Origin of the sequence: Streptomyces sp. NPDC002669 (assembly GCF_042889165.1) — a bacterium.
GTDB lineage: Bacteria > Actinomycetota > Actinomycetes > Streptomycetales > Streptomycetaceae > Streptomyces.
In genome coordinates, this window is record NZ_JBIAQQ010000016.1 from 104656 (window position 1) to 120593 (window position 15938).

The 15938-nt window shown below is 73.1% G+C and carries 14 protein-coding genes and 1 riboswitch; of the genes, 5 read left to right on the forward strand and 9 right to left on the reverse strand.

Annotated features, from left to right (window positions below; all coding sequences use genetic code 11):
* The first annotated feature begins 205 nt into the window (after positions 1-205).
* From ACFYW1_RS23430 to ACFYW1_RS23440, 3 genes are all read left to right on the forward strand, one after another.
* A complete protein-coding gene (locus ACFYW1_RS23430) occupies positions 206-1519 on the forward strand; it encodes a cytochrome P450 (protein WP_388996394.1) in 1314 nt (437 codons plus the stop codon).
* The gene (locus ACFYW1_RS23435; RefSeq protein ID WP_388996397.1) at positions 1516-2775 is read left to right on the forward strand and encodes a cytochrome P450; all 1260 of its coding nucleotides are present in this window, start codon (positions 1516-1518) and stop codon (positions 2773-2775) included. Before ACFYW1_RS23430 ends, ACFYW1_RS23435 begins: the two co-directional genes overlap by 4 nt.
* A 109-nt stretch (positions 2776-2884) precedes the next feature.
* Positions 2885-2994: riboswitch (SAM riboswitch) on the forward strand.
* 48 nt (positions 2995-3042) lie between these two features.
* Complete coding sequence (locus ACFYW1_RS23440) at positions 3043-3450, forward strand: hypothetical protein (protein WP_388996400.1); 408 nt, start codon at positions 3043-3045, stop codon at positions 3448-3450.
* Between the two features lie 34 nt (positions 3451-3484).
* Here the strand turns inward: ACFYW1_RS23440 and ACFYW1_RS23445 are convergent, their stop codons facing one another.
* The 5 genes from ACFYW1_RS23445 to xylB form a co-directional block, all read right to left on the reverse strand.
* Complete coding sequence (locus ACFYW1_RS23445; protein ID WP_388996403.1) at positions 3485-4021, reverse strand: DUF4232 domain-containing protein; 537 nt, start codon at positions 4019-4021, stop codon at positions 3485-3487.
* A gap of 234 nt (positions 4022-4255) precedes the next feature.
* On the reverse strand, positions 4256-5623 hold the full coding sequence (locus tag ACFYW1_RS23450) for a cytochrome P450 (protein ID WP_388996406.1): 1368 nt from the start codon (positions 5621-5623) through the stop codon (positions 4256-4258).
* Between the two features lie 274 nt (positions 5624-5897).
* Positions 5898-6746 carry a hypothetical protein gene (locus tag ACFYW1_RS23455; protein ID WP_388996409.1) on the reverse strand — a complete coding sequence of 283 codons (849 nt, stop codon included), beginning with the start codon at positions 6744-6746 and terminating at the stop codon, positions 5898-5900.
* A complete protein-coding gene (locus tag ACFYW1_RS23460) occupies positions 6746-8023 on the reverse strand; it encodes a VWA domain-containing protein (RefSeq protein ID WP_388996412.1) in 1278 nt (425 codons plus the stop codon). The genes ACFYW1_RS23455 and ACFYW1_RS23460 overlap by 1 nt, the downstream gene beginning before the upstream one ends.
* Before the next feature lie 199 nt (positions 8024-8222).
* Complete coding sequence (gene xylB / locus ACFYW1_RS23465) at positions 8223-9704, reverse strand: xylulokinase (protein ID WP_388996415.1); 1482 nt, start codon at positions 9702-9704, stop codon at positions 8223-8225.
* Between the two features lie 313 nt (positions 9705-10017).
* Here xylB and xylA point away from each other — a divergent pair, with 313 nt between their 5' ends.
* On the forward strand, positions 10018-11187 hold the full coding sequence (gene xylA, locus ACFYW1_RS23470; RefSeq protein WP_388996418.1) for a xylose isomerase: 1170 nt from the start codon (positions 10018-10020) through the stop codon (positions 11185-11187).
* Between the two features lie 63 nt (positions 11188-11250).
* Here xylA and ACFYW1_RS23475 read toward each other — a convergent pair whose 3' ends face one another.
* From ACFYW1_RS23475 to ACFYW1_RS23490, 4 genes are all read right to left on the reverse strand, one after another.
* Complete coding sequence (locus ACFYW1_RS23475) at positions 11251-12522, reverse strand: ROK family protein (protein ID WP_388996421.1); 1272 nt, start codon at positions 12520-12522, stop codon at positions 11251-11253.
* 162 nt (positions 12523-12684) lie between these two features.
* Positions 12685-13329 (reverse strand): DUF305 domain-containing protein, encoded by a 645-nt coding sequence (locus tag ACFYW1_RS23480; protein ID WP_388996424.1) that lies wholly within the window; start codon positions 13327-13329, stop codon positions 12685-12687.
* Positions 13326-13973, reverse strand: coding sequence for a DUF3105 domain-containing protein (locus tag ACFYW1_RS23485; RefSeq protein WP_388996427.1), 648 nt, complete (start codon positions 13971-13973; stop codon positions 13326-13328). The genes ACFYW1_RS23480 and ACFYW1_RS23485 overlap by 4 nt, the downstream gene beginning before the upstream one ends.
* A gap of 85 nt (positions 13974-14058) precedes the next feature.
* Positions 14059-14484 (reverse strand): hypothetical protein, encoded by a 426-nt coding sequence (locus ACFYW1_RS23490; RefSeq protein ID WP_388996430.1) that lies wholly within the window; start codon positions 14482-14484, stop codon positions 14059-14061.
* A 250-nt stretch (positions 14485-14734) separates the two neighbouring features.
* Between ACFYW1_RS23490 and ACFYW1_RS23495 the strand changes: the two genes are divergently transcribed.
* Complete coding sequence (locus ACFYW1_RS23495; RefSeq protein ID WP_388996433.1) at positions 14735-15937, forward strand: amidohydrolase; 1203 nt, start codon at positions 14735-14737, stop codon at positions 15935-15937.
* Position 15938: the final 1 nt, after the last annotated feature.

Below are 15938 nucleotides of genomic sequence, written 5' to 3' on the forward strand. Positions count from 1 at the left end.
CGTACGAGGAGCGGGGCGTACGGGGTGCGGGCGGTGCCGGGGAACACGGGGAGAAGGCATCAAAAGCGGTCGTTGTTGATCAAATATGTGAGGGAAATGCTCTCGATTGACTCCTGAAGGCTTACCAAACTTCCCTATAGTGAAGCCGCGTTGATCAACCGATCGCCGCAACGAGCGAAGCCCTCGTCACAGGAGAACCCGTACGATGACGCCGCCCGCATCCGCCGTGCCCGACCACCCGGCCGCGACCGGCGCGACCACCGGCGGTGGCTGCCCGGTGCGCCCCGGCGGGTCCGCCGTCCCGCTCAGCGGACCCGAATTCCACACGGAACCCCACGTCGTCTACCGCGCCATGCGGAACGAGCACGGGCCCGTCGTGCCCGTGGAACTGCCCGGCGGGTTCCCGGCCTGGCTCGTCGTCGGCTACCGCGAACTCCACCAGGTCACCAGCGACGGCGAGTTGTTCCCCCGGGACGTCGGGCTGTGGAACCAGTGGGGCAACGTCCCGGACGACTGGCCGCTGTTACCCATGGTCGGCCGGCCGATGCCGTCCATCTACTTCACCGCCGGGGCCGAGCACCGGCGGCACGCCGCGATGGTGGGACACGCGCTGGAGGAGGTCGAGCACTTCGAACTCCGCCAGGACTGCGAGGAACTGGCGGACCGTCTCGTCGACGGTTTCTGCGAACGCGGCACGGCGGACCTGATCACCGATTTCGCCGTACCGCTTCCGGTCCTCGTCCTCGCCCGGCTGGTCGGCTTCCCCGACGAGGACGGGGCGCAGATCGCCGAGGTGCTCAGGGATCTGGCCGACGGCGGGCCGGGCGCGCAGGAGGCCCATCTGCGGTTCGGGGAGCACATGGGGCGGCTGCTCGCGGCCCGCCGTGCCGTGCCCGGCAGGGACGTGGCATCCCGGATGCTCGCGTACCCCGGCGAGTTCACCGACGAGGAGTACGTGCTCGACCTGATGGCCATCACGGCCGCCGGGCACCTCACCACCGCCGACTGGATCGGCAACTCGCTGCGCCTGATGCTCACCGACGACGAGTTCGCCGTGGCGCTCTCCGGCGGGCGGCACAGCGTCGCCGAGGCCATGAACGAGGTGCTCTGGGAGGAGTGCCCGACACAGATCCTCGCCGGCCGCTGGGCGGCGCGCGACACCAGGCTGGGGGAGCGGAGCATCCGGGCCGGGGACATGCTGCTCCTCGGGCTGGGCGCCGCCAACACCGACCCGCACATCCGGCAGCACCTCTCGACCGCGGGAGGGCCGTCCGGCCGCGGCGGCAACGGCGCGCACATGGCGTTCAGCCACGGCGAGTACCGCTGCCCCTTCCCCGCACAGGAGATAGCCGAGATCATCGCCCGTACCGGGATCGAGGTGCTGCTCGACCGGCTGCCCGACCTGGAACTGTCCGTTTCCGCACGGGAACTGGTCCGGCGACAGTCCGCCTTCCTGCGGGGGATGACCGCGCTGCCCGTCCGGTTCTCCCCCGTACGACCGAGAGGAGACTTCTCTTGAACTGTCCGCACGCCGCCCGGGAAGACGCTTCGAACGGCCCGGTCCTGGTCGTCGACCCGCTGGTCCAGGACCTCGACGGCGAGACGGCGCGCCTGCGCGACGCCGGTCCGCTCGCCAGGATCGAACTGCTCGGCGTACCGGCCCTGGCCGTCACCCGGCACTCCCTGGCCCGCCAACTGCTCGTGGATCCGCGGCTGGTGAAGGACATCGATGTCTGGGGGCTCTGGCAGAGCGGGGAGGTCACGCACGACTGGCCGCTGATCGGCATGATCGACGCCGGGCGCTCCATGTTCACCGTGGACGGCGCGGAACACCGGCGGCTGCGCACCAAGACCTCCCAGGCGCTCACCCCGCGCCGACTGGAGGAGATACGCCCGGAGATAGAGAAGTTCACCGAGGAACTGCTCGACTCCCTCGCCGAGCACGGCGAGCGCAGCGAGGACGGGGTGGTCGACCTCAAGTCCGTGTTCGCGCAGCCGCTGCCCATGCGGGTCGTCGGCATGCTGATGGGCGTGGACGAGGCGGAACATCCCATGCTGATGAAGCGGTACAAGGCGTTCTTCTCCATGCTCACGCCGCAGGAGGAGCGTCTGGCGCTGCTGGCCGAGCTGGACGTCTTCTACACCGCCCTCGTCCGCGAGAAGACCGCGCGGCCGACCGACGATCTCACCAGCGCGCTCATCCTTGCCGAGGAGGGCGGCGAACCGCTCACCGAGGAGGAGGTGGTGGGCAATCTCAAGGCAATGGTGGCGGCCGGTCACGAGACCACCATCGGGCTGATCCTGAACGCCGTGCGGGCCCTGCTCACCCACCCCGACCAGCTGCGCAAGGTGCTCGACGGCGAGATCCCCTGGGAGACGGTGATCGAGGAGACCCTGCGCTGGGACACCCCCACCACCCATCTGCTGATGCGGTTCGCCACCGAGGACATCCAGGTGGGCGACGAGGTGATCCCGAAGGGCGAGGGCGTGGTGATCTCCTACCGCGCCATCGGCCGCGACACCGAGCAGCACGGGGCGGACGCCGACGCGTTCGACATCACCCGGCCGACGCCGATCCGGCACATGACCTTCGGGCACGGGCCGCACATCTGCCCCGGCGCGGCGCTCTCCCGCGTCGAGGCCGGCATCGCCCTGCCCGCGCTGTTCGAGCGTTTCCCCGCACTGCGGGCGGCCGTTCCGGACGAGGAGATCAACAAGCTGCCGGTGATGACGCAGAACGACATGGCGGCCTTCCCGGTCCTGCTGCACGGCTGACGGTTGGCTGCCCGACGACCGGCGGGTGGAGTGGGAGACCGGCGCCCCCGGCCGGTACGGGCCCTGACCACCCGTCGGGCAGCGCCGTCCGTGGGATACAGTCCTCATGGGTCATGAGTTCCAGTGCGAAGCCCCGGCTGACTGGACGGCACCCCGCTCCGCTGCGGGTGCTCCGGGTGAGGACCTGCCCCGCGCGCGGTGTGCGGGGAACAGCGGACCGCCGGGGCAGAGCACCTGAGGTCCACGGTCTCGGGAAGGCGAACACCCATGCTCCCCCACCTCATCCCCGATGACGGCTGCTCCGGTCACGGACCCGGCCACCACGTCCACTGGATCCACGCCAAGAAGTGCCACCAGGAGCCCGGCCAGGCCGTGGAGCTCCTGCTCACCTCGGGCGACGTCGCCGCCGACGGCTGGATCGGGCTGCGCCCCGCCTTCGATCATGCCGGGGAACTGCCGAAGGTGTGGACGCACGCCCCGGCGGCCCTGACGGAACTGCTCGCCGAGCACCGCGGCCGGGTGTTCTGGCTGCCGCGGTGGCACGCCCTGAAGCTGGTGGACTCCGCGGGCCGTGCCACGGCGCTGGTCAACGTGGGGTTCCAGGGCGGCCCGTTGTGCGCGACCAAGGCCCCCGACCCGCGGCGGACCGTCGGCGGCACGGCCCACGGCCTGTAGTCGCGGTTCGTACCGCCGCGTCCGTGGCCGTCCGTCAGCCCACCGCATCCGCCAGGGCGCGGTCCGCGGCGGCGCTCGACTCCTGCCACAGGGTGGTGATCGGCTCCCACACGGGGATGCCCAGGGGCATGCCGACGGGGGCCCCGCTGAAGGTGACGCCCAGGTGGGAGGGGTCGGCCGCCACGGAGAGACTGCCGACGACGTGGCCCTCGGAGGCCGCCGGGTCCGCGGTGCGGACGGCGGCGTGGGCCCGCTCGCCCGCGGAGAGCGTGTAGGGGCCGCTCTCGGCGGGCGGCACGGGCTGGGCGGAGCCGTCCAGCCCTCTGAAGGTGATCGTCGGGATCCGGTCCACCACACAGGCCCGGTTGCCGTGGTTGGTGACGTCGACACGGACGACGTTCCGCTGTCCGCCGGGCGAGGCGTGCACGGTGAGGGCCTTCTCCTGACATGTCGCGAGACGGCTCGCCGTTCCGGCGGACGCGGTGCCGGCCGTCACCGACATCGCGGTGCCGGTCAGCGCCAGGGCTGCCGCGACGGAGAGGGTGGAGGCGAGGGCGGAGCGGAGGCGCATGGTGTTTCTCCCGTTGGATCGACAGCCTGCGGATACGGCCGAACGGCCATGTGGGCCGGGACGGCCGACATGGACAGTGTGGACCGAATGACATGATCCCCGCGACAGATCGGACATATCGGTTCGGTATATCCGATGCGGGGGTGGTGCCCGAACGATGCGTGGGCGGCGCCCGGACGACTCCGTGGGGCCTGGTCACGAGCCCCACGAGCCCCGCGGGCCGCCCTGCGCCCGTCACCGTGCCCGGAGCGTCGCCAGCACCTCCCGGTCCGGCTGCAGGGTCAGACTCGGTACGGGATCGATGGTGCCCGGGTCCACGTCCAGTTCGAAGCGGCGGGCCAGTACGGCCAGGATCAGCACCGCCTCGACCATCGCGAACCGGGTCCCCAGGCAGACCCGGGGGCCGCCGCCGAAGGGGAACCAGGCGTACTCCGCGATGTCGTCGCCCTCCTCGGGGTCCCAGCGCTCGGGGCGGAACTCCTCCGGCTCGGGGAACCACCGCGCGTCGCGGTGCGTCACCCACTGGCTGCTCCACACCCGGGTGCCCCGCGGCATCGGGACGCCGCCGATTCGCGCCCCCTCCTTGGCCACGCCGGTGACCAGCCAGATCGTCGGGTAGAGCCGCAGCGTCTCCTTGACCACGGACTGGGTGTACGTCAGCCGGGCGTAGTCGTCGAATTCCGGCTCCCGGTCGCCGAGGACCCGGTCCAGCTCCTCGGTGAGCGCGGCGCGCGCCCGCGGGTTGCGGGACAGCAGGTACCAGGCCCACACCAGCGTGGAACTGGTCGTCTCGTGCCCGCCGATGTACAGGGTGACCGTCTCGTCCCGGATCTCCTGGTCCGTGAGGTGCGCGCCCGTCTCGTCGATCGCGGTCAGCAGCCGGCTCAGCAGGTCGGGGCGCTCGTCCCCGCCGTCGCGGTGGCGGGCGACGACCCGGGCCACCTCGGCGTCGATGACCGCCGCGGCCTTCTTGATCCGGGCCCGGCCCGGTGTCGGAACCCAGTCCGGCAGCAGTGCGCCGATCCCGGCGAACTCCTTGCCGATCTCCTGCTGCGCCACGTCCATCGCCCGGCCCATGGCCTCGGTGTCGGCCGGGGTGTCCACGCCGAAGATCGTGCGGACGGCGATCCGTTGCGTCAGGGCGGCCATCTCCCGCTTGACGTCGACGCGTCGGCCGTCCGACCAGGTGTCGGCCAGCTCCACCGTGCTGCCCGCCATTGTTGCCGCGTACGACCGCACCTGCTTGGGGCGTACCGAGGGCTGTACCAGGGACCGTTTCCGCCGCCAGTCGGTGCCGCGGGCGACCACCACGCCGTTGCCCATCACGGTGCGGAAGGCGATGCCCAGCGCGGGCTGGTCGAAGGTGCGTTCCGTCTCGGTGAGCAGTTCGCCGATGCAGTCCGGATCGGCTATGTACACGCACGGGTTGGCGCCGAACCGCCAGCCGACCATGTCCCCGTGGCCGCGCAGCCGCTCGAAGAAGGCGAGGGGGTTCTTCGCGAACTGCGGCATGCTCCCGAGGAACGGCAGCCCCTTCGGGCCCGGCACGATCGTGTGGTTCCGCGGCTCGGCGTCGATGGCCGGGCCGGTCTCCGTGGACATGAAGGTCTCCGCTCCCTTGTGGCGCACCCCAGGGGTGCGCAGCGACCTGACTTCAGGGCTCCCGTACCGGTGGCACATGTCATCGGCCCTGTGCGGTACGTGAGTTGACGAGAGTAGCCGGGCCGGGGCACCCGTGGGCGGATGGGCTCGCGAACGGGGAGGGAGAAGGAGAGGAAGCGGGAGGGGGTGAGGGGACGGCGATCCGTTCCCGGTGGACGGGCCCTGCGGGGCCGGGCCCGTCCACCGGGTCGGGAACGCCGTGCGGGGGCGCGGGTCAGGCGCCCGGCGGAACCCTGGACGGGCGGCCGGCGCCACGGGTGAGGGAGTATCCGAAGACCGCCGCGAGCGACCCGAGGATGCCGCCGCCCACCGTCCACAGCCAGCGGTCGGTCCACCAGCCGGAGGACCAGCCGTCCTCGGGCCCGTTGCCGGCCGACGCCTCGTCCGACGCGCCGTCGTCACCGGCGGCCGAGTCGTCGGACGCCTGCGCGACGGAGGACACGCCGGGCACCAGCGGCTCGGAGAGCGTGCCGTCCACGTCACCGGCACCCCCCTTGTCGACCGAGGTGACCTCGACCTCGGTCCGTACCGGCAGACCCAGGTCGGACGGGGGCAGTCCGACGACCGTGAGGCGTACGTAGTAGCTGCCCGGCAGCGGGTCGTCGGCCCACGGCTCGGCCCAGGCGCGGACGGTCCGCAGGACGCAGGCCAGCTCGACCGTCGACGCGTCGGCCGCCGCCTTCCCGGTCTGGCGGCCGTACATGCACGCCTGACGGCGCCGCAGCCCGTCGTACACGTCGACCTGCCACGTCGAGGCACCGTGCCGGGTGGTGCTCTCGGGCAGGGTGATCTTCGCCTTGACGGTGGCCCGCTGGCCCGCGTCGGCGGGGAAGACCCAGTACAGGTAGTCACCCGTGGACGCCTCGGCGGTGGCGGTCCGGCCCTGCTGGATCGCCGTCGCCGTACGGAAGGTGGTGCCCGCCTCGGTGGGGCCGGCCGATTCGTCGGAGGCGCTCGGGCTCGGGCTCGCCGACGGGTCGTCGGCCAGCGCGGCACCCGCCGGGGTCAGCAGGGCGAGCCCGGTCAGCAGCGCGGCCGTGAACGCACGTGTCGTCCGCTTCATCAGTTGGTCCTCCAGACGGCGATGCGCCAGCGCGAGATCCAGCCGAACACCAGGCCCACGACCAGTCCGGTGAGGACCAGTACGCCCAGCAGCCACCAGCCGCGGCCGAGGCCGAAGGCGGCCACGTCGGCCGCGTCGTCCGGGGCGTCCACCAGGTCCACGGTCAGCTCGACCGGCATGCCCGGCGAGGTCTTCACCGAGGCCGGTGCCGAGAAGGAGTTGCCGAGCTGGAGGCACACGGTCTCGGCGGCCGGCTTGTCGTCGCTGTCCGTCTCGGCCGAACCGGCCTTCGGATAGCGCAGGCCGGAGGAGATCGCGTCGGTGCGGCCGGTGCCCGACTCCGAACCCCGCACGATCTCCCGGCCGTGCACGGTCAGCGCCCGCAGCAGCACGCCGTAGTCGTTGTTCACGGCCCGGTCGGCGAAGACGCTGACCGAGGCGCGCAGTTCCTGGCCCGGCAGCACGTCCACCCGGTACCAGCGGTGCTGGCCGAACTTCTGGCGGTCGGTGTACAGACCGGGCTTGAGCTGCGGCGCGGTGGAGCACCGGTCGGTGCCCTCGGTGGCCACCGGTGTGACGACGGGCTCGGCGGCCCGGTCCACCAACTGCTTGACGCGGCCGGAGAGTTCGTCGGTGTGCTGGACGGCGGTGTAGGTGCCGCCGGTGGCCTCGGCGATGCAGGTCAGCTGCTCGCGGATCTTCGCGTTCGGCACCAGGCCCAGGGTGTCGATGACGAGATGGATGCCGCGGGCCGCGATGTCCCGGGCCACCTCGCACGGGTCGAGCGGGCCGCAGGTGTCCTCGCCGTCGCTGATCAGGACGATCCGGCGGGTGGATTCGCCGCCCTCCAGGTCGTCGGCGGCACCCAGCAGGGCCGGACCGATCGGGGTCCAGCCGGTCGGGGCGAGGGTGGCGACGGCCGTCTTCGCCTCGGTGCGGTCCAGCGGACCGACCGGGTAGAGCTGCCTGGTGTCCTTGCAGCCCACCTTCCGGTCGTCGCCCGGGTAGTCGGCGCCGAGCGTCCGGATGCCGAGCTGCACCTGCTCGGGAACCGCGTCCAGGACCTCGTTGAACGCCTGCTTCGCCGCGGCCATCCGGGACTGGCCGTCGATGTCGCGGGTCCTCATGGAACCGCTGACGTCGAGCACCAGCTCGACCTTGGGGGAGGCTTTGGCGGGGGCTTCGTCGGCAGCGGCGGGAATCGCCGAACCGAGCCCGGCGGTCAGGGTCGCGAGCAGGATGCCCACCCCGGCCGTCAGCCTTTTTCTTATGATCATCGCCGGATACTAGTGAAGACCGCTTCGCTTCCCCAAACCGGTCCCGGGGGCGAGGGGGGATCACCGACGGGTACCGGCCGGGCCGGAGTGACGGCCGGTCAGCCCTGCTCGCGGGGCGTACGACGCGGCGCGCGAGAGGGCGCACGGGCGCCCGGAGGCGGGACGCGCGAGACGGGCGGGGAATCCGGGAGACGTGGGGTCAGCGACCGCCCAGCAAGGGGGTCGCGGCCCGTTCCAGTACCGAACCGATCCGGTCCCAGGTGGCCGAGTCCCGCGGGACGGCGGGCAGTCGGACGTCCTCGCCGGTGCCCCAGCCGGTGGCGATCGTGACCGGATCCGCACCACCGGCCGCCGACGCCGCCAGCGCCGCGGCACCGGTCGCCACCAGTTCGCCGCCGCCCGGCACGATCACCGGCCGCCCGGACAGCCGCCGCACCGTCTCCACCCAGGTGCGCCCCCGGGCCCCGCCGCCGATCAGGCGCAGCGGCCGGGTGGCCACCTCGGGGGCGGCCGGGTCGAGACCGCAGGCCCGCAGCAGTTCGTCCAGGGCGCGCAGCACGGTGAAGACGGCGCCCTCGTAGGCGGCGCCGAGCAGTTGCCGGGACGTGGTGTCGTGCCGGAGCCCGGTGAGCAGGCCGGCGGCGGTGGGCAGATCGGGGGTGCGCTCACCGTCGAGATAGGGCAGGAGCACCGCGTCGCCGCCGGGTGCCGCGTCGTCGCGGTCCAGACCGAGCAGCGCGGCCACCTTGTCCACGGCGAGCGTGCAGTTGAGGGTGCAGGCCAGCGGAAGGTACGTGCCGTCCGTCCCGGCGAAGCCGGAGAGGGCCGGTGAGGCGGGCCGGGCCCGGGAGGCGGCGAAGACCGTGCCCGAGGTGCCGAGACTGAGGACCGGATGGTCGAGCAGCCCGGCGCCGCCCAGCCCGAGCCCGACCGCGGCGCTCATGTTGTCCCCGGTCCCCGCCGCCACGGCGATCCCGGCGGGCAGGCCCAGCGCCTCGGCCGCCCGCGCGGTCAGCGAACCGACGCGGGTCGCCCCGGAGTCGGCCGGCTCCGGCAGCAACGCGGAGTCCAGGCCCAGGAGTTCGAGGACCTCGGGATCGTAGGTGCCGGTCGCGGTGGAGTACCAGCCGGAGCCCGAGGCGTCGCCGGGGTCGGTGACGGCGACGCCCGCGAGGCGCTCGGTCAGGAAGTCGTGGGGAAGGCGCACGGCGGCGGCAGCGGCGGCGTGCGCCGGCTCGTTCTCCCGCAGCCACTGCCACTTCGACGCGGTGACGGAGGCCACCGGCACCGATCCGGTCCGGGCGGTCCAGGCGGCCGGGCCGCCCAGCGCCGAGGTGAGCGCGGCGGCCTGCGTGGCGGACCGGGTGTCGTTCCACAGCATCGCGGGACGCAACGGGCGGCCCGAGCGGTCGAGAACGACCAGCCCGTGCTGCTGACCGGCGACCGCGATGCCGGCCACCTCGGATCCCGCGGCCCCCGACTCCGCCAGCCCGGCGGCGACGGCGTCGCACAGCGCCCGCCACCACCCCTCCGGGTCGCTCTCCCGGGCCCCCGCCTCCCCGTCGACGCGGTGCGGTGCGCGGCCGACGGCCAGCAGCCGGCCGCTCCCGGCGTCGACGAAGGCCGCCTTGGTGGACTGGGTGGAGCTGTCCACACCGATGACGACGGTGCGCGGCGGCATGGCGCCCTCATTCCTCTGTCGTGGGTCGGCACATTTGGTCGTGCGCAAAACAAATTACGTGATCGGGTCCGCCCCGCACAGTGGTGGCGCCGCTCCTCGGCGATGCCGTTCCGGGACCGGTTCGGCAGAGTACCGGACTTCGTGGCCGACGGCGCGGGGTTACGTGTTCCGGGGTGGCCGTGCATGATTAGTCATGACACTGAACAAATAGGGTTCGGCCGCATGGAGCCGTGTGGAGCCGCAGGGCTGCGCGCAACCGTGCACCGTCGCGTGCGACGGCCCCGGACCCGGCCCGTACCGAAGGCGGCAGACGATGACGGAACGCTTCACGCCCACCCCCGAGGACAGGTTCACCTTCGGGCTCTGGACGGTCGGTTGGCAGGGACGCGACCCGTTCGGCGACGCGACCCGCGCGGCGGCCGACCCGGTCGACACCGTGCGGTGGCTCGCCGAGCTGGGCGCGTACGGTGTGACCTTCCACGACGACGACCTGATCCCGTTCGGCGCGACGGACACCGAGCGCGAGGGGATCGTGAAGCGGTTCCGGCAGGCCCTGGACGCGGCCGGTCTCGTCGTCCCCATGGCGACGACCAACCTCTTCACGCACCCGGTGTTCAAGGACGGCGCCTTCACCGCCAACGACCGCGACGTACGCCGCTACGCGTTGCGCAAGACCCTGCGCAACATCGACCTCGCCGTCGAGCTGGGCGCCACCACCTATGTGGCCTGGGGCGGACGCGAGGGCTCCGAGTCCGGGGCCGCCAAGGACGTCCGGGTCGCCCTCGACCGGATGAAGGAGGCGTTCGACCTGCTGGGCGACTACGTGACCGAGCAGGGCTACGACCTGAGGTTCGCCATCGAGCCCAAGCCGAACGAGCCGCGCGGCGACATCCTGCTGCCGACCATCGGCCACGCCCTCGCCTTCATCGAGCGCCTGGAACGCCCGGAGCTGGTCGGCGTCAACCCCGAGACCGGGCACGAGCAGATGGCCGGGCTGAACTTCCCGCACGGCATCGCGCAGGCGCTGTGGGCGGGCAAGCTCTTCCACATCGACCTGAACGGCCAGTCGGGCATCAAGTACGACCAGGACCTGCGCTTCGGCGCCGGTGACCTGCGCCAGGCATTCTGGCTCGTGGACCTGCTGGAGACGGCCGGTTACACGGGCCCGCGGCACTTCGACTTCAAGCCGCCGCGCACCGAGGACCACGACGGCGTACGGGCCTCGGCCGCCGGCTGCATGCGCAACTACCTGATCCTCAAGGAGCGCGCCGCGGCCTTCCGCGCCGACCCCGCCGTGCGGGAGGCGCTGCGCGCCTCCCGGCTCGACGAACTGGCCCGCCCCACCGCCGAGGACGGCGTGGCCGGACTGCTGGCCGACCGGTCGGCGTACGAGGAGTTCGACGTCACGGCGGCGGCGGAACGGGGCATGGCGTTCGAGGTCCTGGACCAGCTGGCGATGGACCACCTGCTCGGCGTGCGCTGATCCCACGCCCCGGGGGCGTCGGCGGGGCCGGCCCCCGTACGGCGGAGGACCGGTCCCCGTACGTCAGCGGGCCGGTCCGCCGGGCCGTGCGGGCCGGTCCGCCGCGTGGCCCGCGTACGCCACCGGGTCGGCCAGCACCTCGGTCATCACCAGTGCCGCGGCGCCCCGGGCCGCGTCGCCGGCGGCGGACGAGGCGCGCAGCCGGCCGTTCCCCGGGGACCAGAGCCCCGACACCACCCGGTCGGTCAGCTCCGCGTCGACGGCCGGCGACAGCCACGGCATCAGGTTCCGGTAGATCCCGCCGAGCACCACCGCCTCCGGGTCGAGCAGGTTCACCGCTCCGGACAGCACCCGCCCCAGCATCCGGCCCGCCCGCGCGAGGGCGGCCACCGTCGGCTCGTCCCCGGACCGGGCGCGCCGCTCCAGTTCGGCCACCGCGCCGCCGCCGGACTCCTCGATGCCGGCCGCCCGCAGGAGCGCGGCCTGACCGGCGTACTGCTCCAGACAGCCGCGCGAGCCGCACCGGCACCGCGGCCCCTCCGCCTCCACCACCACGTGCCCGATCTCCCCGGCGAAACCGTGCGCCCCGCGCAGCAGTTCGCCGTTGACGACCAGCGCGCCACCGACACCGGTCTCGCCCGTCAGATGGAGGAAGCTGCGGACCGGGTCGAGCCCGCCGAACCACAGCTCGGCGAGCGCCGCCAGATTGGCCTCGTTCTCCGAACGCACCGCAAGCGCCTCGTGCCCCGGGCGCGCGGCGGCGAACGCGGCGGCGAACAACTCCTCGGCCGGCACCCGGTTCCAGCCCAGATTGGGGGCCTGGCGCACCGTGCCGCCGGACACCAGACCGGGCAGCGCCAACGCCGCCGCGACCGGGCGGAGCCGCTGCTCGCGCGCCGACTCCAGGGTGCGCGCCGCGATGCCGGCGGCCCGTGCCAGGACCTGTGCGGGAGGAGCGCCGCGGTTGTCGAGGTGTTCGGTGAGCCGTACCCGGTCGGTGCCCGCCAAGTCGACGACGCACACCGACACGTAGTCGATGTTGATCTCCACGCCGAGGCCGGCGGGCCCGGAGCGCGCCACTTCGAGCGTGGTGCCGGGCCGCCCCGCCTGCCCGCTGAAGGTCTTGCCGGACTCGGTGAGCAGGCCGATGCCGAGCAGCTGTTCCACGAGCGAGGACACCGCCGCCCGGGTCAGCCCCACTCGCGCGGCGACCCCGGCCCTGGTCGCCCCGCCCGCCCCCTCCTCGCGGACGGCGCGCAGCACCAGACTGAGGTTGCTGCGGCGCACGGTGTCCTTGTCGGCCTTGGGCCCCAGCGGTGCGAGGTTGCTCTTCATCTCGGGGACGAGCCTATGCGATCCCCTGTGCGAACCTCCGTTCCCGGCATCCGGCCGCCGCACGGGAGCGGCCCGTCCACGGGGGAGGAACCCCCGCCGGACGGGCCGCCGGTGGAACCGGGTCAGGCACCCTGCGACCGGGTACCGCGCACCGGTACCGGGTCAGGGCTTCGCGCCGCGCTTTTCGAGCATGTCCGCCATGAGCCCGATCTCCGACTGCTGGCCCCGGACCATGCCCGCCGCCAGGTTCCTGATCAGTTCGGTGTCCGCCGAGGCGGCTGCGGCCCGGGCCATCTCCGCGCCCGCCCGGTGGTGCACGGTCATCAGCTTCAGGAACAGCACCTCGGCCTTCTTCCCCTTCGCCGCCCGCAGCTCGTCCAGTTCGCCGTCGGTCGCCATGCCGGGCATCAGCGAACCGTCGCCCCTGGGGGTGAAGGAGTGCCCCATCCAGGCCATCGGCTCGGCACCGGACGACTTCGCCCGGCCCCAGCCCTCCAGCCAGCCGAGCATCATGCCGCGCTGATTGGCCTGCGTGTTGATGATGTCGTACGCGAGCAGGCGCACCGCCTCGTCGGAGGTGCGGTCCCGGACGATGAACGACATCTCGACCGCCTGCTGGTGGTGGACCGACATGTCGCGGGCGAAGCCGACGTCGACCGAGGAGTCCGGGGGAGCGGTCGCGGCGGGGCCGGAGCCCGCGGACGTGGACGGCCGTACCAGCATCAGCGCGATCAGGCCCAGCGCGAGCAGCAGCACCGTGCCGCCCGCCAGCACCATCGGGCGCGCGGAGCGGAGGGCGGGCGTCATCCGGCGACCCCGCCGGTGCAGGCCGCGCCCGGCTCCGGGGTCTGCGGGCCCTGCACGTACTTGGTGAAGAACTGCTCGACGCGCGCGTCGGTGGCGCTCGCCACCGTGACCTGCTTGCCCCAGGCGCTGAGCATGATCGGTGCGGCCTGGTCCTCGACCGGGCTCATCAGCGAGTAGGGCGTCGCCTTGACCCGGGTGCTGAGCTTCTCGACGTCGGCGGGCTTCGCCTTGTCCGTGTACGTCACCCAGACCGCGCCGTGCTCCAGGGAGTGCACGGCGTTCTCCTTCGGTATGGCCTTGGTGTAGACGTCGGCGTCGCAGTTCATCCAGACCGGGTTGTGGTCGCCGCCGACCGGCGGGTTCATCGGGTAGGAGACCTGCTTCTCCACGTGGTTCTGGGTGAGCTTGTCCCAGGTCCGCTCGCCCTTCACGGGCGAGGACTTGGCCTCGGCCTCGGCCTTCTCCTGGTCCTCGGCCGCGGACATCAGATATCCGCCGCCCGCGACGAGCGCGGCAACCACGGCGACGGACGCGGTGATGGTGATGATGCGGCTGCGCCGCTCGCGGGCCCGCTCCTTGCGGCGGGCCTCCTCCAGCTTGGCGCGGCGCGCGGCGGAGGCGTTCTGGTTCTTGGCGGAAGCCATGGGGGTCCTTCGGTTCGGCAAGACGGGTGGCATCGGGGCATGCGGGAGCCCGCTTTCCGGTTCTCCGGAAAACGGGGGCCTGCCTCTAGACCCGTTGAACCTGCAGACGAAGGTGGTCGACCGCGCGCACGGCGTCGTTGGAGGGGCCGCGGATCGCGGCGGCTCCGGTGAGCGGGGCGACGGGGGCGGCGACGGTGATACCGGGAAGGGCCGCGGGCGCGCTCTGGCCGGGCAGTACGACGGGGGTCGTGTGCTCGACCGTGCCGTGGCAGGAGCTGCCCATGCCCCGGTCCGCGGAGGTGTCGGCCACCACGGACGGCGCGGGCTCGGCGTGCGCCGGGGTGAGGGCCCGGACGGCGACGGAGGTGCTGTGGGCGCCGGGGCCGTGCGAGGACGGAGCCGGGATCGAACAGCAGGTGACCATGGCGAACAGCATGAAGAGCCAGCCGAGGGCGACGGGGGCGCCGATGCCCCGCCTTCCCCGGGGCCGCTGCCCGCCGGGTTCGTTCATTCCGTCATCGTACGTGGTGTGTGAAGTTTCAATGAGGGGTGGATACCGGTACGGACCGACACCCGGGCCTTCTGGTATACCAAATGCTGGCGAGGGTCCGCGGGACTTCCCCGAATCCGCGAGGGCCGCGGCAGCCGTGCCCCGCGTGCTCCCCGCACCTGCCCGTGCGCATCCTCGCGGCGCTTTTGCCCGCGCGCACCGTGCCACGTCCCTCGCCCACCGCCCCGCACCCGAAGGAGACCCCGGCCCCATGGCGACACCCGCCCCCGCCCTTCCCCACGTCCTGTTCACCGCCGTCCGCACCGCCGACGGAAGCGTCCGCGACCTGCTGGTCTCCGACGGCCGGATCGCCGGGTACGACCCGGCGGAAACGCCCGACGGCTGTACGACCGTGGACGCCGCGGGCGCCCTCGTCCTGCCCGCGCCGGTGGACGCGCACATCCACCCCGACAAGACCACCTGGGGCGGGCCCTGGCTCAGCCGGGAGCCCGCCGGGACGCTCCGCGACCTGATCGACGGCGACGTACGGGCCAGGGCGGAATTCACCTCCCCGGTGGAGGAGCGGGCCGGGGCGCTGATGGACCGGGCCATCGCCCGGGGCACCCGCGCCATGCGGGCCCATGTGGACGTCGCCCCCGCGCACGGCCTGCTCGGGGTGCACGGGGTGCGCGCCGCGGCCGACGCCCGCAAGCACCTCGTCGACGTCCAGATCGTCGCCTTCCCCCAGCTCGGCCTGTTGAGCGAGCCCGGCACCGCCGAGCTCATGGAACAGGCCCTGTCCGAGGGGGCCGACATCGTGGGCGGCCTCGATCCCGTCGGCATCGACGGCGACCTGGAGGGCCAGCTGGACTTCGTGTTCGCGCTGGCCGGTCGCAAGGGCGTCCCCCTCGACATCCACCTGCACGACCGCGGGCCCGTCGGCCTGCGCCAGACCGCCGAGATCGCCCGGCGCACCGTCGCCGCCGGGATGCGCGGACGCGTCACGATCGGCCACGCGTTCGCCGTCGCCGAGCTGGCGGGCGACGAACGCGACGCGATGGCCGCACGGCTGGCCGAGGCGGGCGTCGCCCTGGTCACCTGCGCCCTGGGCGACGACCCGGTCCTGGACCCCGCACGGCTCGCCCCGCACGGGGTGCGGATCGCCGTCGGCTCCGACGGGGTGCGCGACGCCTGGTCGCCGTTCGGCGACGGCGACATGCTGGCCCGCGCCCATCTGCTGGCCTACCGCACGGACGCCCGCACCGACGCCGAACTCGCCGCCTGCTACGAAGCGGTGGCCCAGGGCGGCGCCGCGCTGCTCGGACTGCCCGCCTCCCGGCTGGAGCCCGGCGACCCGGCCGACTTCGTCCTCGCCGCCGCCGGTTCGCTGCCCGAGGCCGTCGTGGACCGCCCGGTCCCGTCCCTGGTGGTGCGTGCCGGACGGGTCATCGCCCGCGGGGGCGAACTGGTCTGAC